21 protein-coding genes are annotated in these 19,883 nt (G+C 43.0%); 9 read left to right on the top strand and 12 right to left on the bottom strand.

The window, feature by feature from the left end:
* Positions 1–104: 104 nt before the first annotated feature.
* Positions 105–1,355 carry a DUF2130 domain-containing protein gene (locus tag AC57BQ_RS13170; protein ID WP_496406710.1) on the top strand — a complete coding sequence of 417 codons (1,251 nt, stop codon included), beginning with the start codon at positions 105–107 and terminating at the stop codon, positions 1,353–1,355.
* Between the two features lie 116 nt (positions 1,356–1,471).
* Positions 1,472–2,386, top strand: a complete 915-nt coding sequence (locus AC57BQ_RS13165) for a ChbG/HpnK family deacetylase (protein WP_496406709.1) — start codon at positions 1,472–1,474, stop codon at positions 2,384–2,386.
* Here the strand turns inward: AC57BQ_RS13165 and AC57BQ_RS13160 are convergent, their stop codons facing one another.
* Positions 2,387–2,599: a hypothetical protein gene (locus tag AC57BQ_RS13160; protein ID WP_496406708.1), complete on the bottom strand. Its 213-nt coding sequence runs from the start codon at positions 2,597–2,599 to the stop codon at positions 2,387–2,389.
* Positions 2,600–2,784: 185 nt separating this feature from the next.
* Between AC57BQ_RS13160 and AC57BQ_RS13155 the strand changes: the two genes are divergently transcribed.
* The gene (locus AC57BQ_RS13155) at positions 2,785–3,792 is read left to right on the top strand and encodes an ABC transporter ATP-binding protein (protein ID WP_496406707.1); all 1,008 of its coding nucleotides are present in this window, start codon (positions 2,785–2,787) and stop codon (positions 3,790–3,792) included.
* A 104-nt stretch (positions 3,793–3,896) separates the two neighbouring features.
* On the opposite strand, the gene AC57BQ_RS13150 is transcribed toward AC57BQ_RS13155, so the two are convergent.
* The 3 genes from AC57BQ_RS13150 to AC57BQ_RS13140 form a co-directional block, all read right to left on the bottom strand.
* A complete protein-coding gene (locus AC57BQ_RS13150; protein ID WP_496406706.1) occupies positions 3,897–4,850 on the bottom strand; it encodes an EamA family transporter in 954 nt (317 codons plus the stop codon).
* A gap of 8 nt (positions 4,851–4,858) precedes the next feature.
* Positions 4,859–5,338: an Lrp/AsnC family transcriptional regulator gene (locus tag AC57BQ_RS13145; RefSeq protein WP_496406705.1), complete on the bottom strand. Its 480-nt coding sequence runs from the start codon at positions 5,336–5,338 to the stop codon at positions 4,859–4,861.
* Between the two features lie 435 nt (positions 5,339–5,773).
* On the bottom strand, positions 5,774–6,064 hold the full coding sequence (locus AC57BQ_RS13140) for a DUF3892 domain-containing protein (RefSeq protein WP_090466287.1): 291 nt from the start codon (positions 6,062–6,064) through the stop codon (positions 5,774–5,776).
* Positions 6,065–6,259: 195 nt separating this feature from the next.
* Here AC57BQ_RS13140 and AC57BQ_RS13135 point away from each other — a divergent pair, with 195 nt between their 5' ends.
* A complete protein-coding gene (locus tag AC57BQ_RS13135; RefSeq protein ID WP_496406704.1) occupies positions 6,260–6,664 on the top strand; it encodes a VOC family protein in 405 nt (134 codons plus the stop codon).
* Positions 6,665–6,673: 9 nt separating this feature from the next.
* On the opposite strand, the gene AC57BQ_RS13130 is transcribed toward AC57BQ_RS13135, so the two are convergent.
* Positions 6,674–7,927, bottom strand: a complete 1,254-nt coding sequence (locus AC57BQ_RS13130; protein WP_496406703.1) for a metallophosphoesterase — start codon at positions 7,925–7,927, stop codon at positions 6,674–6,676.
* 220 nt (positions 7,928–8,147) lie between these two features.
* On the opposite strand from AC57BQ_RS13130, the gene AC57BQ_RS13125 reads away from it, so the two are divergent.
* Positions 8,148–9,005, top strand: coding sequence for a glycoside hydrolase family 16 protein (locus tag AC57BQ_RS13125; protein ID WP_496406702.1), 858 nt, complete (start codon positions 8,148–8,150; stop codon positions 9,003–9,005).
* 203 nt (positions 9,006–9,208) lie between these two features.
* Positions 9,209–9,406, top strand: a complete 198-nt coding sequence (locus tag AC57BQ_RS13120) for a hypothetical protein (RefSeq protein WP_090466280.1) — start codon at positions 9,209–9,211, stop codon at positions 9,404–9,406.
* A gap of 339 nt (positions 9,407–9,745) precedes the next feature.
* Here the strand turns inward: AC57BQ_RS13120 and AC57BQ_RS13115 are convergent, their stop codons facing one another.
* Together AC57BQ_RS13115 and AC57BQ_RS13110 are read right to left on the bottom strand one after the other, a co-directional pair.
* Positions 9,746–10,408: a Pr6Pr family membrane protein gene (locus AC57BQ_RS13115; protein ID WP_496406701.1), complete on the bottom strand. Its 663-nt coding sequence runs from the start codon at positions 10,406–10,408 to the stop codon at positions 9,746–9,748.
* A gap of 14 nt (positions 10,409–10,422) precedes the next feature.
* Positions 10,423–11,037 carry a hypothetical protein gene (locus tag AC57BQ_RS13110; protein ID WP_496406700.1) on the bottom strand — a complete coding sequence of 205 codons (615 nt, stop codon included), beginning with the start codon at positions 11,035–11,037 and terminating at the stop codon, positions 10,423–10,425.
* Between the two features lie 175 nt (positions 11,038–11,212).
* Between AC57BQ_RS13110 and AC57BQ_RS13105 the strand changes: the two genes are divergently transcribed.
* Both AC57BQ_RS13105 and AC57BQ_RS13100 read left to right on the top strand, forming a co-directional pair.
* On the top strand, positions 11,213–11,443 hold the full coding sequence (locus AC57BQ_RS13105) for a hypothetical protein (protein ID WP_496406699.1): 231 nt from the start codon (positions 11,213–11,215) through the stop codon (positions 11,441–11,443).
* Between the two features lie 72 nt (positions 11,444–11,515).
* The gene (locus tag AC57BQ_RS13100) at positions 11,516–12,013 is read left to right on the top strand and encodes a VOC family protein (protein ID WP_496406698.1); all 498 of its coding nucleotides are present in this window, start codon (positions 11,516–11,518) and stop codon (positions 12,011–12,013) included.
* A gap of 89 nt (positions 12,014–12,102) precedes the next feature.
* Here the strand turns inward: AC57BQ_RS13100 and AC57BQ_RS13095 are convergent, their stop codons facing one another.
* From AC57BQ_RS13095 to AC57BQ_RS13085, 3 genes are all read right to left on the bottom strand, one after another.
* On the bottom strand, positions 12,103–12,318 hold the full coding sequence (locus tag AC57BQ_RS13095) for a hypothetical protein (protein ID WP_496406697.1): 216 nt from the start codon (positions 12,316–12,318) through the stop codon (positions 12,103–12,105).
* A gap of 111 nt (positions 12,319–12,429) precedes the next feature.
* Positions 12,430–12,843, bottom strand: a complete 414-nt coding sequence (locus AC57BQ_RS13090; protein WP_496406696.1) for a hypothetical protein — start codon at positions 12,841–12,843, stop codon at positions 12,430–12,432.
* A 49-nt stretch (positions 12,844–12,892) separates the two neighbouring features.
* Positions 12,893–13,465 (bottom strand): RNA polymerase sigma factor, encoded by a 573-nt coding sequence (locus AC57BQ_RS13085; RefSeq protein WP_496406695.1) that lies wholly within the window; start codon positions 13,463–13,465, stop codon positions 12,893–12,895.
* Between the two features lie 1,029 nt (positions 13,466–14,494).
* On the opposite strand from AC57BQ_RS13085, the gene AC57BQ_RS13080 reads away from it, so the two are divergent.
* Complete coding sequence (locus AC57BQ_RS13080; RefSeq protein WP_496406694.1) at positions 14,495–17,332, top strand: TolB family protein; 2,838 nt, start codon at positions 14,495–14,497, stop codon at positions 17,330–17,332.
* A gap of 398 nt (positions 17,333–17,730) precedes the next feature.
* On the opposite strand, the gene AC57BQ_RS13075 is transcribed toward AC57BQ_RS13080, so the two are convergent.
* Positions 17,731–18,483, bottom strand: a complete 753-nt coding sequence (locus AC57BQ_RS13075) for a copper homeostasis protein CutC (protein ID WP_496406693.1) — start codon at positions 18,481–18,483, stop codon at positions 17,731–17,733.
* 189 nt (positions 18,484–18,672) lie between these two features.
* Positions 18,673–19,680, bottom strand: coding sequence for a glycosylasparaginase (locus AC57BQ_RS13070; protein WP_496406692.1), 1,008 nt, complete (start codon positions 19,678–19,680; stop codon positions 18,673–18,675).
* Positions 19,681–19,883: the final 203 nt, after the last annotated feature.

Genomic DNA, 19,883 nt, shown 5'->3' with positions numbered 1-19,883 from the left:
GACAATATAATTGATAACTGCAACCGCACTGTTTTGTGTTATCTCATGCCTAAGTAAAATCATTATCTTTGATCTGCAGAACTATTTTTCGCAGTATTTATCATATGGCTACAGAAGTTAAGTGCCCCAGTTGTGGTTTTGGTTTCCCGATAGAGGAAGTGATGGCAGAGGAGTATAAGAAGGAGCTTCGGCTTAAAATGCAGGATTATACCCGCCAAAAAGAAGAGGAGTACCGTAAAAAGGATGAGGATTTTTTAACCAAAGAGCGCCAGCAAAAGGAGGTTTTTGAACAACGGCTTACCGACGAAAAAAAACAATTGCAATTGGCTATGGAGCAAAATTTGCGTAAATCCATCAGCCAGGATTATGAGAACGAGGTGACAATGCTCAAAACATCAGCGCTGGAAGCCGAAGAAAAGCTAAAACTATCCCGCCAGAAAGAATTGGAGTTTTTGCAGCGCGAAAAACAACTGCAACAAAAAGAAGAAGAAATGGAACTGGCGCTGCAACGCAAATTGCAGGAGCAGCGTAACGAGTTGAGCGAGCAGATCAGGAAGCAGGAAAGCGAACGCCATAGTATAAAAGATACCGAATACCAGCTCAAAGTAAAGGAGCTTGAAAAACAGCTTGACGATCAGAAAAAGCTGGCCGAAGAGATGAAACGCAAAGCCGAGCAAGGCTCCATGCAATTACAGGGTGAGGCCCAGGAACTGATATTGGAAGAATTGCTGCGTAATTATTTCCCTTTCGATTTGATCAGCGAGGTAGGCAAAGGTGTGCGTGGGGCGGATTGTATCCAAACCGTACGCAACCAGTTTGGACAGGAGTGCGGGAAGATCATTTATGAAAGTAAGCGTACAGCTACCTTCGGCACCGATTGGATCGAAAAGTTAAAGAAAGATATGCGCAGTGTAGGCGTAGATGTAGCCGTTATTGTTACGCAATGTTATCCGAAAGGAATGGATTGCTTTGGCGAAAAGGATGGAGTTTGGATCTGTAGCTTTGATGAAGTAAAAGCGGTATCCTACATCCTGCGCGATGGGGTGATCAAACTATCAAACCAGGCCCGGTCGCAGGACAACAAAGGCGATAAAATGCATTTGTTGTATGACTATTTAACCAGCAGCGAATTTTCTGAACAATGGAAAGCCATCCGCGAAGGATATATGAGCATGCGCCTGTCCATACAAAAGGAACGTGATGCCATGGAAAAGATGTGGAAATCGCGCGAGAAACAACTGGATAAAGTATTGCTGAATGCCGCGCATATCAAGGGTAGTGTAGAAGGTATAGCGGGCAGCGATTCTATACAACTGAGCTTAACCGATGATGAGGACGCGTTGTTGCTGGAATAAGAATACATCACGTAAAAATTTGATAAACAGGGGGACGGTTGTTTAATAGCCGGCCCTTTTTGTTATTAAATTTCTATCTTAACATCTGCTGATCCACTATCATTCAATCTGCTTATATGAAAAAGATAACCACTCTTTGTTTCGTGCTGTTTTTAGGGGCCTCCATGGTCCGGGCACAACAAACATCTGGTAAACTTCCCGAGCTGCTCATCCGTTTAGATGATATCGGTATGAACCATTCTGTAAATATGGCTGCCGAAGCAGTAGCTAAAACAGGAATGCCGGTTTCGGTTTCGTTGCAATTTGCCTGTCCCTGGTATCAGGAGGCGGTGGCGATCCTTAAAAAATATCCCAATGTAAGTGTTGGTGTGCACCTAACCCTAACATCCGAGTGGAAAAATTATCGCTGGGGACCTGTGCTGGGCCGTACAGCAGTACCCAGCTTGGTCGATAGCAATGGTTACTTTCCACAATCAACCCGTGCATTTGCTAAAAGCGGTTATAAAATAAGTGAGATAGAACAGGAACTTTCAGCTCAAATTGAGCGGGCTTTGTCGTCTGGCTTAAAAATAAGTTATATCGATCCGCATATGGGCATAGCGCTTTCAACACCTGAGTTGCGCGCATTGACCGAGAAGCTGGCCCGTAAATATAAATTGGGCATATCCATACTTAGTAAGGTGAATTATTTTGGCGAAACCTACAAAGAAATGTGGGGCGAACCGATCGCTACTAAAAAGTCTGCATTTTTGAATTATCTTGATACCCAGCTTGATCCCAATCGACCTAACCTCATGGTATTGCACACGGCTACACCGAGCCCCGAGATGGATGTGCTGGTAGATATGAATAGTAATATGATGAACAGCAAAGAAGGTAAACCATTAACCAGCCTGCATCGCCAAACCGAATTGAACGCTTTGCTATCACCGGAATTTAAAGCTATGATCGGTAAAAAGTTCAGGCTCATCAACTATCAACAATTGTTGGCTAAAAAAGATGTCAGCGTATTAAAAGCTAATGACAATTGATCATTTATTTTTTGATGTAGCTACGATCACTATACCTCCAATGAGTAATATGCCACCCAGATAAGGCGGCCAGTTTACAGTTTTTTGCCTGTCGGCCGATATTTGTACCGGGCCCGCGTCAATGATCTTTTCTTTTTTGGTATAGGTAAAACCTGTCCAAACGAGCATAATGATGCCCACAACAATGAGCACTACTCCAATAATTTTGTTCATAACTGATAGTTAAATGAATATATCATAACAATAAAATACAATCTGTATTTGTTTGCTATTCATTTTAAAATATACCCATATCTGCATTTTTTGATCCTGAACTTTTTTATAGATTAGGTACTTTATTCATGGTGATATATTTGTCTGTATAAGAGTTGATTAACTAATTAAAATGCCCCTGTAAAATGAACGACGACCTGATACTGGAAACCATATCGGTAACCAAAAACTTTTTTGGCGATAAATCTTCCGGTGTTAACAATATAACCATATTTATACCTAAGGGTAAAATTACCGCCATTGTAGGCGAAAGCGGGAGTGGTAAAACTACACTGCTCAATTTGTTATATGGTCATCTGCAGCCCGATCATGGTGAGGTGTTTTTTAAGGAGGAGCAGGTTTTAAGCCGGGATAATGGATTGCAGCACGCTCATAAAGTAATGCGCCTGGTTACCCAAAACGGAAGCGATATGGATACGCAATTATCTGTTTGGGATACGGTAGGTGCCGGGCTTCAGGAGGAAGATAAAAGCCTTACCATACAAAAAGTAACCGAGGCCTTGAATATGCTGCATATTTATCAGTTGAAGGAACAGCCTTTTGGTAAATTAAGCGGCGGCGAAAAACAACGGGTAACCATTGCCAAAGCCCTCATCAGTCGCCCGGAAGTATTGTTGTTGGATGAGCCCTTTAACCAGGTTGACGCTACCTATCGTGAGGGTCTGCAGCATGATATCCGTTATATTGTACAGGCATGGGGAGTTACCGTAGTGTTGGTATCACATGACCCCGCAGAGATCCTGTCGATGGCTGATGAATTGATAGTACTGAAAGAGGGGGAGATCGTTGAAAACGGAAGCCCGGAGCAATTATATCATTCGCCTAAGCTGTTATATACTTCGCAAATACTGGCCAGCTGTAGTCAGCTTACATCTACCCAGGCTAAAGTTTGTGGTATTAAAAGCAGGCGCGGCGTAGTGGTTATATATGCCGAACATATCAAAATTGGTGTTTTAGGCAATAAGTGGCTGGTAACGCAGGTATTGTTCAAAGGCTTTTATGAAGAGCTGATCATTGAACGCGAAGAAGTTATTCTTCGTGTAACCAATCATGACAGGGGTAAATATCCCAAGGGTACTAAAATCAGTATCAACATCAATAAATACTTTGAGTTTGGAAAATGGGAGGGGTAAGATAGAAGCAAGATTCTTAGAGTCAAGAATCAAGATTAGGTACTTTACTTATATTACCCAAATGTTTTTTCTTGATTCTTGACTCTCGGTTCTTGACTCTCGGCTTATGCAAGTTCCATTTTAGCATGTTTCTCTTTGCGGTATTTGCTTAAGTTAATGAGCAGTACACTGCCTAAAATGATCACCAGGCCACCCACTTGTAAAAGCGTAATGCTTTCATGCGCAAACAGCACGCCCAGTATAACCGCTATAACCGGGTTTACATAGGCATAGGTACTCACCTGTGTTGCCGGACGAACCTGTAAAAGCCACACATAAGCGCTAAATGCAGCTATGGAGCCAAAAATTATCAGGTAAAGTAAGGCTAACCAGCTATGGGTTGGGATGTTTTGCCATTGCAGGTTTTGCACTTCGTGGTTAAAAAAGCTCGATGGTAAAAATATAAAGCCTGCGGCCAGCATCTGCCAGGCTGTATTTACTGAGGCAGAGCCCTGCGTGTTATTGTATTTAGAGTATAAAGATCCTGATGCCCATGACATTGCTCCGATGAGTAACAGCAACATCCCCGGCAGTTTTGAAAGGCCCACCGACGAATCAAATAAGCCTCGTATTTGTTCGCTAAACAGCAACACAACACCGGCAAAGCCTATAACTAAGCCAACAATGGTAGATGTGCTTTTGAAATTTACACGCCAGTTTTGTTTATCAAATAATACAAACCAAATAGGGGCCGATGATACCATGATGGCCACCATAGCGCTGGGAAGTGTTTGCTCAACCCAAATTACGGCACCGTTACCTATCACCAGTAGTAAAAAGCCGGTAACAGCGGCATGAATAATATTGCGTTTTATAAAGATCTGCTCTCCTTTAATTTTACACCAGGTTAATAACAAAATACCGGCAGTAAGAAAACGAAGGGCGCCCAACAGCATTGGTGGGAACCCATCGACAGCCATTTTTATAAAAAAGTACGTCGATCCCCAAACAATATAAACTGTTGCGAAGGCGATGATAACCATTAATGGTGATGCGGATTTTTGAGGTGTTAAGGCCATGATGATATTTATTTTTCGGGTATAACTAATTGTTGTTCTTCTTTAACCGTTTCCAGCACTATAGTAGTACGGGTACTAATGATGTTGGGTATTTTACTAAACTGGTTACGCATAATACTCATCAATGAGGCTGAGTCATAGGTGCGTACTTTTACCAGGTAACAATCTTCGCCGGCTACGTGGTGCACTTCCTGTACTTCGGGGATTTTGGCAAGCTCCAGCGTTGCGGTGCTGTAACCTGGTCCGTCAGCAGCCTTCATAAATATAAAGGCCAGTAGTTTTTGCTGCAGTGCAACCGGATTAATGCGGGTAGTATACTGCTGTATCACATTTTTTTGCTCCAACTTTTTTACACGCTCCAACACGCCCGACGGCGCCATACCCAGTTCACGGGCCATGTCGGCGTTTGATATTCGGGCGTTTTCCTGCATCAGTCGTAAAATATGCAGGTCGGTTTTATCTAAGTTGATTTCTGTTTCGCTAATCATTCTGTAATATTATATAATTAATGAATTAAATTCAATTAAAATAGTAAAATATGAATTTAATTCGACAAAAGTCTACTTTTGGTGTTTAAACGTATATTTTAACCATCAAAGCCTGAATGATGTCCTGTGAAGCAATAATGATGCAGAGAAAAATCTGCTAAACGTTTACCTACTATTAAATCCGGAAGGAGCGAAAAGCTTAATACACCTGACTTTTTATTTGGATAAACATTAATTTAACAGGCTATTAATGTTTGTTTATTTATCCAAAACTACGTTGTTGGCTGCAGCGTTTAAACCCGAAACTTGCTGTATTGTATCGCGATAATTTAGTGGGAAAATAGGCTATTGATTTTGACTTCAATACACCTATAAAAAACAAACACCCGTCATTGTTTTATGACAGGTGCAAGTACGATAAGGTTAAGGTATTTACTATTTCGTAGCCAATAGTTTTAGCAACTTGTCGGGTTTAGTTTCGTCAAAAGCCGTTTTTACATACTTATAACCACTTTTAGTAGTTGCTGTAAGTAATTTGGCTTTATTCCCTTCTTCGTCTAAAACATAGGCTGTACCATTGTCATTGATCCAGTCAAAAAGCACATCTCTTGTAGTAATTCCGCGATTTTGTGTGTAGTCGTCGATCCACACTAATGAGTTAATAGCCAGGTAAGGATTATCATACTCACCAATCGTGCTGTTTACTCCGGTTATTTGTAAGGGCATCGTTAAATAATATCAGGGTTTGAATGCTTTAAAACTCCGAAATTTATAGCAATGGGTCAATCCGTGAAAACACCGTATTTTTACGTGTTGAAACACGGTGTTTTCACGGGGTGTTTTATTATGCCCTATCATGATCCCACATGGTATACTATGCTTTAAATTAACATATATTTGATTACCTAAACCGGTAAACAGATGGAGATAAAGAATCACATAGGACGACTTATTATTCTTGTTAACGACTTTGACGATGCGCTAAACTTTTATCAAAACAATTTTAACGCCCAAGTACTGGTTGATTATACCACAACCGAAGGGCAACGTTTTTTGCATATTGGTTTTGATACTGCAGATGCCATAGGAATATGGTTTTTGAAAAATGAGGGTAACAATCATCAAAGAGTTGGTAATCAAACCGCCGGTGAACCAACTTTTGTAATGTACACTAATGCGTTAGATGCTTTATATCAAAAACTTTTAAAAAATGAAGTTAAAATAAAGCTTGAACCGGTTTATACCGATGCTTATTGTTTTTTTCATTGTTATGATTTGTACGGCAACGAGATCATTGTAACTGAGTTAAAAAATACAGTTTCCTGAATAACTTGTTTATGCTTTTTTCCGTAATTCAATAACGGTAATTTCCGGCCATATGCCCAGCCGACCAGAAAATGCCAGGAAGCCAAAACCTCGATTCACGTACAGATACCGTTTTTTTTCATTCGCCAGGCCGGCCCAGTCAAGGTAACGGTATTTTACAGGGCTCCACCTAAAACCCGGGATTTCAACACCAAATTGCGCACCGTGAGTATGACCTGAAAGCGTTAAGTGAATATTGGTTTCGTTGTAACGTACCTGTTCTTCCCAGTGGGTTGGGTCGTGAGATAATAATATTTTAAAGGCGTTTTTAGGTACACCTTGCAGCGCTTTGTTCAGATCGCCTATCTGTATAAAACCACGCCCCCAGTTTTGTATGCCAATGAGCGATATTTTTTGACCATCTTTTTCAATGGTCACATTTTCGTCCTGTAATAGGCGATAACCTAATGTTTGGTGATGTTGCTTTAATTTATCCAGATTAGCAGCCTTTTCCTGTTCGCTGTTCCAGTGGATGTAGTCGCCATAATCGTGGTTGCCCAATATCGAGAATTGACCATAAGGCGCTTTGATCTGGCTAAAGCGGTCAATATAAGGTTCAATTTCAAATGCGGCGTTATTAACCAGGTCGCCGGTAAAAACAAACAGGTCGCTTTTTTGAGCCTTGGCCATATCAATTCCCCGTTGCATAGCATCGGTATTATCAAAACTGCCTGAGTGGATGTCTGATAGTTGAGTTATTGTAAAGCCATTAAAAGCATCCGGCAGATCATCAAAATAAAGGGTAGTGCGGTGTAGTTTATAATCGTATTTACCCTTGAACATGGCATAAAACATGGAGGTAAAGGGAATAGCGGCAACTAATACAGCTACTTCGCTGATAAATTTGCGACGGGCAGGGAATACCGGTTCGTTACCAGAGCGGCTGGCGAGGTTAAACAAGCCAACAATAAACCGGCCCAGATCTCCCAGTGATAAAATAATAACAAATACAAGTTTGGTTAAGAAAAACGTAATGAACAGACTCAGTATCCACTCATGAAAGGGACGCATACCATTGGCCGTGCTAAAACTGCCAAAACCGATCAGGAACAAAGCAACCACCCCAACAGAAATAAACAGATAGCCAAACAGCATAATGTTACGCCACAGCTGCGATGACCAATCGGCGCTTAATGTTTTAAGTCCGGAAAAAATATACCAGTCGAACAATAAACTGATGGCCGAAATAATAAGAAATACTTTTAAAAAACCGCTACCGTGCATATAAATGGGTATTAGCGTGCAATTTAAAAAAAGAATCGTTATTAGAATCAAGAGACAAGAGTCAAGAACCAGGACATCAGGGTTAGGATTATGACATTGACAAAACCAAAGGGTGTTTTCCTGGCTCTTAACCCTTGGTTTTAACTGACTATTTTAGGCCAAGTCTTGCTTCTTGACTCTTGGCTCTTGATTCTTATCTTAGCCTCAATTAAACGTAACAATGAAATTATATTATTTATTATCCGCAGGTTTGTTAATGGCCTTACATACCAATGCGCAACAGCCCAAAACTGACACCGTATTTTTTGAGGATTTTAATGAACAAAGCCTCGACAGGAGCAAATGGAATGTGGAAGTTACCGGCCATACCGTGAATGATGAGCAACAGGCTTATGTTGATTCTGCCGCCACTATATATATGGTAAAAGGTAAGGATGCGGAGGGTGCGGTAAACGGTGCTTTGGTGCTGAAAGCCATATATAAACCCGGCTTTACCAGCAAAGAGCAAAAAAAGTATGATTTTATATCTGGCCGTATCAATACGCAGCGCAAAATGGAATTCACCTATGGCACCGCTTCAGCGCGGATGAAAATGACCGCTGGCGCCGGGTTATGGCCTGCATTCTGGGCTCTGGGAAATGGCAAATGGCCCGATTGCGGTGAAATAGATATGATGGAAACCATAGGCGATTCCAGCTGGGTGAGCCACGCCCTGCATGGACCAAATTATTTTGGTAATACACCACTGGCTTACCGGGCACATTTTGAATCAGGCACAGATGTTACCCAATGGCATGTTTACTCGGTTGACTGGAGTCCAGCTAGCCTGATATTTAAAGTTGATGGTAAAGTAACTTATACTGTAACCAAACCTATGGTCGAAAAATATGGGCGTTGGGCTTATGATAATAAAAAATTCATCATCCTTAATTTCGCTCTGGGTGGGGGATACCCGGCAGGATACAACAAGGTTGCCAAACCCTATTTTGGGATCCCGGAAAACACCGTTAATAAGATAAAGGCCGGCGAAGCTAAGGTTTATGTTGATTGGGTGTTGGTTACCAGGAGTAAAGAGTAGTATTGTTGTTAAAATTTGTTAAAGAAGCGTAACAAAGCCATGGCAGACATAATACATGCCTTTGATAGTGCGTTTGTTTATAAAATGCAAAAAATGTAAAATTGTCATCAAATTATGGCTCTAATTTTACTTTTTTTAAACATTGCCTAAATAGCAATTGCATATTTTTGAATATCGATCATTAACATCAAACATCTACTATTATGGCCATATTAACAATTCAGATCCCAGACAACGAAGTTCATACTTTATCAAGTATAGTTGAACAAGTAGCCGGCAGCGTAATAAAAATTAATGCTGACGAAGACATACACACCAATGAGTGTTTACAAAAAGAAGATTTCTTTATTCAAAATAAACTCGCCAAATCGGTACATAAAAATTATTTGTGGAACGATTAAGCGTCGATATTTAATATAAATTTTTAAAGTTAATACACCATAAAATAGGAAAGCCCTGCTTAACAGCAGGGCTTTCCTATTTTATGGATGTGCTGTTTAGTTTCTGTATTGATTATGTTCGTGCCCATGGTCGTCATGGCGGTGTCTTCTGTTTTCGCGATAAGAAGCAGAACAACTTGTAAAGCCCATAGCTGCCAATATAAGCAATGCTATGAGGCGTGATAATTGAATTTTCATGATATTTTTGTTTTAATAACGTTATAAGTACAACACTTTTATCGCATAAAAGTTTGAATATCAATGATTAGTCACGCCGATGTTACTTTGCTGAGTATTGATTCAGGTGTTGCGTTTAAGTACGCGGGTTATAAGGATGAGTAATAGCCCAAGCACTAAAAAGACCAACAATAACACGAGTGAGTTAATGCATATTTGACCGTATCCCAATTTAACCGCATCAATAAAAGGATAGGGGTAAAGCTGGGTTATAGCTCCACGGATAAGCGTGTATACCAGATACAGGAACGGGAACCAAAGCCAGTTTAATGCCTGCCTCCATTTTAATTTCTCCTGCCGCATAAAGATCAGCCAGTAAATCACAAATAGTAGAGGGTTTACAGAATGCAGTAACTCATCGGCTAATTTAAACATGCCGGTTGGATGCCATAGGTTACGCAGTATAATATTATAAACCAGTCCAACTACTATAATGTATAGGCAGATTCCCCCAAGTACATATCCTCTTGAAAAAAATCTGTAAAGAACGTTTGATGGTTTTAGTGATAAGGCCCACAAACAAACGCCAACCATTATATTGCTTTGAATAGTGAAAAAACTCAGTAATTGGATAATGGCGCCTAACAAACTATGATCTGCTTTCATATAAGCCGGTATCGAGATGCTTATCTGCAATATCAAAGCAAACCATACTACCAGCCCGACTGCTGCGCTGTAAATAGCTGCAGCTTTACTGGGTTTGTACGGAGATAGGCTGTGTTCCATGTTTAGAGATCAGCTTACTTATTGTAATGCTGCTTGTTGTTCACGTTAGTTAGCATAACCTGTAATGACTGATCGTTGTTTTTAATGCTCTCAATAATACCTGCGTTGTTTCTTACAAAATCTACTAAAATATCGGAGGGTTCGTTTGTATTTAAACGTTTGCTGGTTCTGATATTCTTTATTAATGCTTCAGGCGTACGTATAAGTCCCCATGGAAGTCCCCACCAACCTAATAACGCGGTTTTTAAATTGGCCGTTTGATTTACCTTTTTTAAACAGGCGGGGCAGCCGATGGAAAACGCTTTTTTGTAATGTGTGAATATAATAATACTAATAACGGTACCACTCAAAGCCGCATTAAGCTGTTGAGATGTACCACCGCAAATGGGACAGGCCTGGCTGCGTATGAGGGAGAGGTAGTTATGGAGTTGGGTGTCGTCTATGTTATTTAACTGCACATTTATACCCCGTGTAATTCCCTCATCCAATCCACGACTTTTTATTTCGGCTTTTAGCAGTTCAAGGGCTTCTGGTCGTAAGCTTGCTGCATCAGTAACCGCCAGTCGTGTTAGTTTATCATCAGGCAGGTTTTTATAGGTAATGCTTAATTGTTCTAAGGTTGGTTGCATAAAGTTTAAATGATTTTAAATATAATAAAAGAAACCGATGCTCAAACACATTTCAATAAAGACTAATAGCAACACTTAATTAAATGAATAAAATGCTTTCCATTATAATCCACTTTTATGCTGTAAATTAGAGTACACAGGTAACAACATCAGGATATTACCCGTAAAAAATGTTATGAATGGCTATTTGACCATACCTAAATCTATTTACTGCAAACTTTGCAAAACTTGTGGGGCACGTCCGGTGATCAAAGCAAGTGAGGCAGGTTTGTATGTGGTTAAGTGCCCCACTGATGACAGGCATTATCAAACCCGGTCCGGATTAATAGATATAGACGACTGGAACCGCCACAATTCTGTGTTTTATGTGCCCTGTCGCGATTTTAACCCGCAGGTGTCCTGCTAAGTAACAATTCACTGACTTTGATCGCCACTTCGTTTAAACCTATATCTTTAGGCTTTAAAACCAAAACTTAACATGAACATTTTCTTGAATTTAAGTACGCATAAGGCTGGCAGGCTAAAATGGGCGATCTTGTTGGCGGCATTTATTTTACCCGGCTTTTGCCAGGCCCAAACCGCAACTGATGCCGCACCGATAGTTGATCATATTGCCATTTGTGTGCGCGATCTTAAAAAAAGTACCGCCTTTTATACCGAAGTGATGCATCTGCAAAAAGTGCCCAATCCCTTTGCCGACACCTTGCACCAGTGGTATAGTTTGGGGAATCATGTAAAGCTACATGCCATACAGGGCAATTGCAGCTATAAGCACGATATTACCGAGCATCTTTGTTTTGCCGTAGGTTCGGTAAAAGAATTTGCCAAAAGGCTTGATGAATTGCATATTCCTTATGGTAACTGGAAAGGTGACAGTAAGGAACCCACTTTAAGACCCGATGGTGTGCTACAACTGTATTTTCAGGACCCCGACGGATACTGGATCGAGATCAATAGCCCGGCTAAGGGGAAATAGATTGTTAGAATCAAGAGTCAAGAGCCAGGACAAAACACAGACCTATTATTTTCCTGTCTTGATACTTGGCTCTAATTTCTTGATTCTTATTAATACTCCAGTTCCTGGCATTGGATGCCTGCTTTTTGTAAAAGCGTTTCGATCTTGCGTGGGCATACGCCTTCAGCCTCTATACGCAATATATTATCGCAATCTTCCAGGTCAAAGTTCCATTGCATAATAGCCGGAAATTTGGTAAGCAAGGTAGTTACCCTGCTCACCTGGCGCCGTTCTTTAACGCTTGTTGAAAATACCAGCACATCCATCTTTAAATAATTAGTGAATTATTGATTTAGTGAATTATCGAGTGGTGAGTAGTGAATGGATGTAAATTGTTTTCTGTCAATTTGAGATCGCTCACTATTCGCCCCTCACTATTACTCTCCGCTCGCTTTAGTTTCCTCTTCGGTTTTAAAATCGTTCCATTCTGGGCCGAACCTGCTAAAGCCTGGGCCGCCGCGATCTTTCCAGTTGCACATACGGTCGCGCATTTTGGCTTTAAAATTTTCCTGTTGCTCTGGACTCATATTTTTAAAGCGTTCGGCCATGCGGGCTCGCATAAATCCGCCGCCGCCCCAACCAGGGCGTCCACCGCCTTTACCAAAGCCAAACAGTATTTTGCATAAGATGAATATGCCCATGGCTTGCCAGAAGGTAATAGTACCCAGGTGCAAAATATCAGGTAATAAATTGTTCCACAACTGCATCACTACAAAGCTGATGAGCGACAGGAAGGCGGCGACTGCCAGCGGGATAAATATAAAACGCCCTCTAAAAAATATCTTTCTCATTTTCTTAATCTTTAATTTTTTGTGCGACCGGCTTTGTGCCGGTCATTTTTTAATATTCTGTTATTTCTTTATACAATTGTTGTAAGCGTTTACGCAAATGCAGCACCGCGTATCTTTTGCGCGATACCAGGGTTTGCATTTTTTCGCCTGTGATGTCGGCAATTTCCTGGAATGACATGTCATCCAGTTCATGCCATACAAACACGTCCTTTTGCTCATTGGGTAGCTCGTCCAGTGCAATAAATAGCTGGTCCCAAAACAGGTTGCGCAGGTATTCAGTTTCGGGGGTGCTGGTTTCGGTGAATAAAATAGCCTTAAAATCGGCTGTATCGTCCTCCTCATCCTCACCGGTAAGCATATCGTCCAATAGGGTTTCCGTCTTTTTTTTATGCTTGTCGGTTATTTTATTGCGGGCTACCCGGTAAAGCCAGGCGCTGGTTTGTTCAATAGGTTCTGAATTGAGCACCGAACTAAACTGGTACCAGACATCCTGCAGAATGTCTTCGGCATCGGCATCGTTTTTTACCCTCCGGCGAATAAAACCCAACAGGCTTTTACCATACGCTTTTATAGTATGTATAATTTGGCTGTTCTTATCGTCGGGCATTATGGCGGTTATCAATTTTTTACTCCTTATAAAGATAAAGACGATTGACCACCAAAAACATTTTAAATTATTTTAAAGAAAAATGAAGTGCACTGCTGGAAAACTTTTTAAACCTTAAATTTTAACAAATTTCTGGTCGAAAACAGGGTAAAAAGGGCCAAAAATTGATCGAAAAATCCTCATTTTAACACTTTTTAACAAATTTTAACACGATTTTGATGAGTTTTTGAAACTTTAAAAAGTATTAAATTACTGATTGTCAATTATTTGATTGTAAAATGGGTGGTTTTTGGCTTGTATTTCGTCTTAACAAAACAGCCCGGTTTTCCTTTTTGATCGAAAACCGGGCTGTAGTATATACAAATATAACGAAAATTCAGAAGGATAACAAAGCTCTTTATGGGGTTATTTCTCGTACGTTATTGCGAGCGTAGCAATCCCCTTTATGCAGGGCGAATAATGCAAGTCGTAGAGCGCTCAATTGCCGCTAAGGCTGTTACTTTTGTCTTGATACAAAAGTAACCAAAAGATCAAGTCACCAGAAATGCTTCTTTGCCGCACGGGCCTTTACCCCGCAAATCGGACAGAACCGCGGCTGCTAAACCTTACCTCCACTTCGTTCGCTCTTTATCTCATGCTTCGGGTAAGGTTCGCTATGCCCTTGCAGCCGCACAGAGCCACCATCGTTCTGCCCGCTTTCGCCTGAAGCTTATCTGCTGACGGGAAGAAGGTTTGTTTTATCACGATTAAAGAATCCAGGTAATCCTAAAATCCGGAAAATCAAGGTTCAGACAATTCCGCGTTAGCGATAGCAGCGGATACCGGCCCGTGGCTAATGCCTTGTGGCGTATGAGCGGATAGCGCGGGCCGAAGGTAACGCCCTTAGATTGAAGTATCTGTTCTGCGCCCTACACAATCAAGAATAGATCCTTCGCTGCGCTCAGGATGACAAATGGATATGCAGATTTTAGCTCCCTCTCCTCTGGAGAGGGTTGGGGTGAGGCTGTTGTTTAAATTACAAATTGTGCTTACTTTGAGCACTCTATGAAAAATTACCCCGCCGTTAAAAAAACCTTACAAAAACTGCTGTTGCCTGCCTTATTATTTGCCGCTACTGTTGCCCGGTCGCAGGAGTTTGGTGGTAATCCACCTTCGATAAAATGGAAGCAGGTAAATACACCGGCAGCCCGGATCATTTTCCCGGCGGGGATGGATTCGGCAGGGTTGAGGGTGGCCAATATTGTGCAGCAAATGAACGGGCTCATCAAACCCTCTATTGGGCTTAAGCAAAAGCAGGTGAGCATTGTGCTGCAAAACCAAACTACTATTGCCAATGGCTATGTGGGTTTGGCCCCTTTCCGCAGTGAGTTTTTTTTAACGCCCGAGCAAAATAGCTTTGACATAGGCAGTTTGCCCTGGCCGCAGCAACTGGCCATTCACGAATTTAGGCACGTGCAGCAGTACAATAACTTTAATGTGGGTGTTTCGCACCTGCTGCATATCCTTTTTGGTGAAGGTGGGCAGGCCCTGGGTAATGATCTATCGGTCCCTAACTGGTTTTTTGAGGGCGATGCCGTATTTAACGAAACCCATGTAAGCGGGCAGGGCCGTGGGCGGCTTCCCTGGTTTTTTAATGGCTACCGTGCCCTGTGGGCGGCCGATCGCGATTACAGCTATATGAAGCTGCGCAATGGATCATACCTTGATTTCACCCCTGATCATTACCCACTGGGTTATATGCTGGTTTCCTACGGGCGCGAAAAATATGGCGATAACCTCTGGAAAAACGTAACGCATGATGCCGCGGCTTTCAGGGGCGGTTTTTATCCCTTTCAGCGGGCTATCAATAAATACACGGGCGTCGATTTTAAGACTTTTACCAATAACGGGCTCAGTCATTTTAAAGAGGTGTTTAAGGATGATGAAAAAACGCCCGCGGCCAAAGCCAAACATTTTGATGCCGACAGGGAGTATCCCGCCTATATTAACGACAGTACGCTCATTTATATGAAGAGTCCGTATGATCATATCCCGGCTTTTGTGATCCGGACCGGTAACCGGGAACGCAAGATCAGCACGCGTTCGTCGTCGTTGGATAATTATTTTAATTATCATGATGGTAAAGTGGTTTATGCCAGCTATCGCCCCGACCCGCGCTGGGGCTACCGCAATTACAGCGAACTGATGATACTGGATATAGCCAGCGGCAAGGAGCATCGCATCACCCGGAAAACAAAATATTTTTCGCCTGCCTTTAGTCCCGATGGTAAACGTATCGTGGTGTCGCGGGTGGCTACTTCGGGGGCAAGTGAGCTGCATTTGCTGAACACCGATGGTCAGCTGATCAAAGCATTGCCCAATCCGCAGAAACTATTTTATACCTATCCGCAATTTTATGGCGATGACCAGCTGGTGGTCGCGGTTCGTAATCCCGAAGGTAAAATGACACTGGCGCTGATCGATATTGCCAGCGGCAGCGCTAAATACCTGGTCCCTTTTAGTTATAGACCAATTGGCTTTACCACGGTTAAAAACAACGACGTATACTTTACCCAAACCGAAGATGTAAACGACCGCCTGTTTGTACTGAAACTGAAAGATAATCAATGCTTTGAACTGTTGCCTACCAGTCATGACACAGGTGTAGGCCATTATCAGCCCGCTGTAGCCGATAATAAACTGGCCTGGGTTGGGTTTACCGCTTTTGGCTACCAGATTAACGAGGTAAACAAAAAGGACCTGAAATGGATTGATGCCGGTCCACAGTATGTACGGCATTTGCCAAACATGGGTATCAGCGCGCTGGGACGTGATTCATCGGCCGATATGCTAACCGAAGTGGTGGATAAACCCCTGCCGGTTACGCCATATTCCAAAGGGCATGGCTTGTTCAATTTTCATAGCATCATCCCGAATATCAGCGATCCGAACTACTCTTTTGCCATTACCGGCGAAAACGTGCTGAATACTTTTCAGTCGCAGATATCCTTTGATTATAACCGTAACGAAGGTTATAAACAGTTTGGCTTTGATGCTATTTACGGCGCTTTGTATCCTTATATATCTGCCGGGGTTGATTATACGCTCGATCGCCGTCAGTTTTATAAAGGCAGCTACGTATACTGGAACGAAACATCGGTACATGGCGGCCTCGAAGTGCCGCTTAACTTCAGCGCGGGCAAACACTCCACCTGGCTTACCTTTGGCAGCGACCTGTATTTTAACCAAACGCACTTTCAGCAGGGCAATGTCCAACAGTTTAAAGACCGCAACTATGCCTATCTCAATAATTATATATCCTTCAGCAACCAGGGTTTGGTGGCTAAACAGAATATATACCCCATGCTGGCGCAAAGCATCAGTCTGAATTATAAAGCCGGTGTATCTGGCGGGGCTGCCACCCAATTGCTGGCACAAGGTACTTTCTATTTCCCCGGACTGGCAACCAATCACAGCCTGGTGATCAATGTGGCCCATCAGCAAAAAGGCAAGAATAATGTGATCGGTTTCTCTAATGATTTTCCCTTTAGTAAGGGCTATACTGCCGAAAGTCTGGACGATATGAATAAGGTAGGCCTTAACTATCATTTTCCCTTTGCCTATCCCGATGCCGGTTTTGGGAACATCGTATACCTGCTGCGTTTAAGGGGACAGCTGTTTTTTGATTATACCCGCGCCACTTCCGATAATTTTTTTACAAACGGTGCCGGTTTTAAACAAAACTTCCGCTCGACAGGAGCGGCTGTGTTTTTTGATACCAAATTCTTTAACCAGAACAGCATTTCGTTCGGCATCAGATATAGTAGGTTATTGGACGAGGACTTTTTTGGCGGCACAGGCCGGAATAGGATAGAACTGGTATTGCCAGTGACGTTTTTTTAATTACCCCTCTAAACGGCGAAGCCCTCCCTTATCTCCCCGAAGGGGAGACTTTATCTGCTTGCGCTCGTTTGTAACGAGTGCTTAACATGGGTTTGCGTTTAAAACGCAATGGCGATGCAATCGCCTGACCGCAATAAGCACTCGTTACAAACGAGCGCAAGGTTGAATGATTTAGTGATTGGGTGAATTAGTGATTGAGGAGAAAATGCCCAGGCCTTGTGCGATTCCTTCCCTCGGGAAGGGGAGGAAGGGGTTTCATCAGCTGGCTAAACCCCTCCCTGCCTTTACGCTCGTGCCAGCCGCACCCCTCCCGTGGGGAGGGAACTGGAAAACAAACAGTAAGGGAAGGCGGGATGTTTTGCTTCTCCACACACGTCATTGCGAGGTACGAAGCGATCTCAGCTATTAGCCAACTCTACCAGTTTCCTGACCCGGTCAACGCTGGTGAGGTCGATGCTGTATTCATCGCCGGGTTCGTTGCTCATCAGGATATGGTCGTTTTTGTATTGCATTTTGCTTTGCACGCTGGTGCGGGCTGAGGAATGTACTTCGGTTACGCCGGTAAAATGTACCAGGTCGGCCACGTTGGCTTCGCTAACACCGCTGCCCGGCATAATGCTGATGCGGCCCTTCGCTTTTTGAACCAGATGATTGATCACGGTAGCGCCCTCCATAGCGGTGCTTTTACCACCCGAGGTAAGGATACGCTCGCAACCCATTTCAATAATTTCTTCGAGGGCCTTGTCCTGGTTGGCACACATATCAAACGCCCGGTGAAAGGTAACACCCAGTCCCCATTGGCGGGCCAGCCTTGCCATTTCCAGGCAACGTTCGGTATCAATAGAGCCATCGGGATTCAGCATGCCTATCACCACGCCATCGCAACCAGCCTCGATACAATACCGGATATCGGCCATCATGATCTGATACTCCAGATCGGAATATAAAAAATCGCCACCCCGCGGACGGATGAGTACATACAATTTAATATGCAGTAAGCTGCGGGCCATTAATATTTGCCCATGTGAGGGAGTAGTGCCACCTTCTTTTAAATTTTCGCACAGTTCCACCCGTACGGCGCCGCCCTCCTGGGCTGCCAGTGCGGATGTAACCGAATTAGCGCAAACTTCAAGATTAACGGGTTTAATCATAGTTGGTTAAGATTATCGTTAGTCGTTAGTTGTTTAGTTCATGGATCATAGTTGATGGTTCATAGTTTTTTGAGTTCATAGATCATAGTACTTGGAGTATTCCTGACCGGCTTAAATTTACTATGATCCCATGAACTACGGATAAATTTCCTACCATGAACCATCAACTATGAACCATGAACTATCAAATCAATAAAAGCTCTTTCCCTTAATCAAAAGGTCTTGCTGCTGCGCGTTGCAAACCGCAAAGGAAAAGCCGCTTTGTATGGCGTAAGCACCGTATTCGCCTTTTTTGTTAATGGCCAAAAAGCCTACCTGGATCTGTTTGGCGGTTTCGGGTTTCTTTTTGATGATACGACGAACAGCTTCCTTACAGGCATCCTCGGGCGAATAACCCTGGCGCATCAGTTCCACCACCAAAAAGCTGCCCACGTTACGGATCACTTCTTCGCCCACACCGGTTGATGTGGCGCCGCCTACTTCGTTATCCACATATAAACCGGCACCAATGATGGGGCTGTCGCCAACGCGGCCATGCAGCTTAAAGGCCATGCCGCTGGTGGTACAACCACCGGATATATTGCCTTTGGCATCGATAGCCAGCATGCCGATGGTATCATGGTTATATTTATTACCTGGTTTCTGACCGTTTTCAATATTCATTACCGGGGCATATTTGGCTGTTTTAAGCCATTCTTTCCAGAGCTTTTCAGACTCCGGGGTCAACAGTTTTTCTTTTTTCATGCCCTGTTCTACCGCAAACTGGGTGGCGCCTTCGCCCACGAGCATCACATGCGGGGTTTTTTCCATCACCAAACGGGCTACGGATATAGGGTGGGCTATGTTTTCCATAGCAGCTACCGAGCCGCAGTTACCATTCTCATCCATAATGCAGGAGTCGAGCGTAACGTGACCATCGCGATCGGGTAAACCGGTACGGCCAACCGTATGACTGCTGATATCCTGTTCTTCGGGTATGCGTGCACCGGCCTCAATGGCATCCAGCGCGCGACCACCGGTTGACAGTACCTTCCAGGCACCTTTATTGGCGATGATTCCAAAATCCCAGGTGGATATGACGATGGGTAAAGTGGCGTCGGTGGTTGACGAAATGGCTTTGGCTACAGCAGAGTTGGATAATGCGGCAAGCGAAGCGCCCGCGGCTGATATTTTGATGAACTTACGGCGGTTATACATGCTGCTAATATATAAAAAACAGCAAATAAAATGACCTCACCTAAACGGCAGTAGACTCGCCCCGTCTGCACATCGTTGGACGACCCTCTTCGGCTTTGCCGCAAAGAGTGCGGGGAATAATATTAAATCAAAATCATGTCATTGCGAGCGTAGCGCGGCAATCTCCTCGCGTTTGTACAGGCGAGGAGATTGCTTCGTCGTTC

The sequence above is a fragment of the Mucilaginibacter sp. BGA-UO-ETr-C110 genome (assembly GCF_059567985.1).
The sequence above is the reverse complement of the archived record's forward strand: the minus strand, read 5'-3'. Positions and strand labels throughout refer to the sequence as shown.

What these genes read in the sequence shown, in the direction of transcription:
- AC57BQ_RS13170 (WP_496406710.1), top strand. Translation starts at nt 105, where the DNA reads ATGGCTACAGAAGTTAAGTGCCCCAGTTGTGGTTTTGGTTTCCCGATA.
- AC57BQ_RS13165 (WP_496406709.1), top strand. Translation starts at nt 1,472, where the DNA reads ATGAAAAAGATAACCACTCTTTGTTTCGTGCTGTTTTTAGGGGCCTCC.
- AC57BQ_RS13160 (WP_496406708.1), bottom strand. Translation starts at nt 2,599, where the DNA reads ATGAACAAAATTATTGGAGTAGTGCTCATTGTTGTGGGCATCATTATG.
- AC57BQ_RS13155 (WP_496406707.1), top strand. Translation starts at nt 2,785, where the DNA reads ATGAACGACGACCTGATACTGGAAACCATATCGGTAACCAAAAACTTT.
- AC57BQ_RS13150 (WP_496406706.1), bottom strand. Translation starts at nt 4,850, where the DNA reads ATGGCCTTAACACCTCAAAAATCCGCATCACCATTAATGGTTATCATC.
- AC57BQ_RS13145 (WP_496406705.1), bottom strand. Translation starts at nt 5,338, where the DNA reads ATGATTAGCGAAACAGAAATCAACTTAGATAAAACCGACCTGCATATT.
- AC57BQ_RS13140 (WP_090466287.1), bottom strand. Translation starts at nt 6,064, where the DNA reads ATGCCCTTACAAATAACCGGAGTAAACAGCACGATTGGTGAGTATGAT.
- AC57BQ_RS13135 (WP_496406704.1), top strand. Translation starts at nt 6,260, where the DNA reads ATGGAGATAAAGAATCACATAGGACGACTTATTATTCTTGTTAACGAC.
- AC57BQ_RS13130 (WP_496406703.1), bottom strand. Translation starts at nt 7,927, where the DNA reads ATGCACGGTAGCGGTTTTTTAAAAGTATTTCTTATTATTTCGGCCATC.
- AC57BQ_RS13125 (WP_496406702.1), top strand. Translation starts at nt 8,148, where the DNA reads ATGAAATTATATTATTTATTATCCGCAGGTTTGTTAATGGCCTTACAT.
- AC57BQ_RS13120 (WP_090466280.1), top strand. Translation starts at nt 9,209, where the DNA reads ATGGCCATATTAACAATTCAGATCCCAGACAACGAAGTTCATACTTTA.
- AC57BQ_RS13115 (WP_496406701.1), bottom strand. Translation starts at nt 10,408, where the DNA reads ATGGAACACAGCCTATCTCCGTACAAACCCAGTAAAGCTGCAGCTATT.
- AC57BQ_RS13110 (WP_496406700.1), bottom strand. Translation starts at nt 11,037, where the DNA reads ATGCAACCAACCTTAGAACAATTAAGCATTACCTATAAAAACCTGCCT.
- AC57BQ_RS13105 (WP_496406699.1), top strand. Translation starts at nt 11,213, where the DNA reads ATGAATGGCTATTTGACCATACCTAAATCTATTTACTGCAAACTTTGC.
- AC57BQ_RS13100 (WP_496406698.1), top strand. Translation starts at nt 11,516, where the DNA reads ATGAACATTTTCTTGAATTTAAGTACGCATAAGGCTGGCAGGCTAAAA.
- AC57BQ_RS13095 (WP_496406697.1), bottom strand. Translation starts at nt 12,318, where the DNA reads ATGGATGTGCTGGTATTTTCAACAAGCGTTAAAGAACGGCGCCAGGTG.
- AC57BQ_RS13090 (WP_496406696.1), bottom strand. Translation starts at nt 12,843, where the DNA reads ATGAGAAAGATATTTTTTAGAGGGCGTTTTATATTTATCCCGCTGGCA.
- AC57BQ_RS13080 (WP_496406694.1), top strand. Translation starts at nt 14,495, where the DNA reads ATGAAAAATTACCCCGCCGTTAAAAAAACCTTACAAAAACTGCTGTTG.
- AC57BQ_RS13075 (WP_496406693.1), bottom strand. Translation starts at nt 18,483, where the DNA reads ATGATTAAACCCGTTAATCTTGAAGTTTGCGCTAATTCGGTTACATCC.
- AC57BQ_RS13070 (WP_496406692.1), bottom strand. Translation starts at nt 19,680, where the DNA reads ATGTATAACCGCCGTAAGTTCATCAAAATATCAGCCGCGGGCGCTTCG.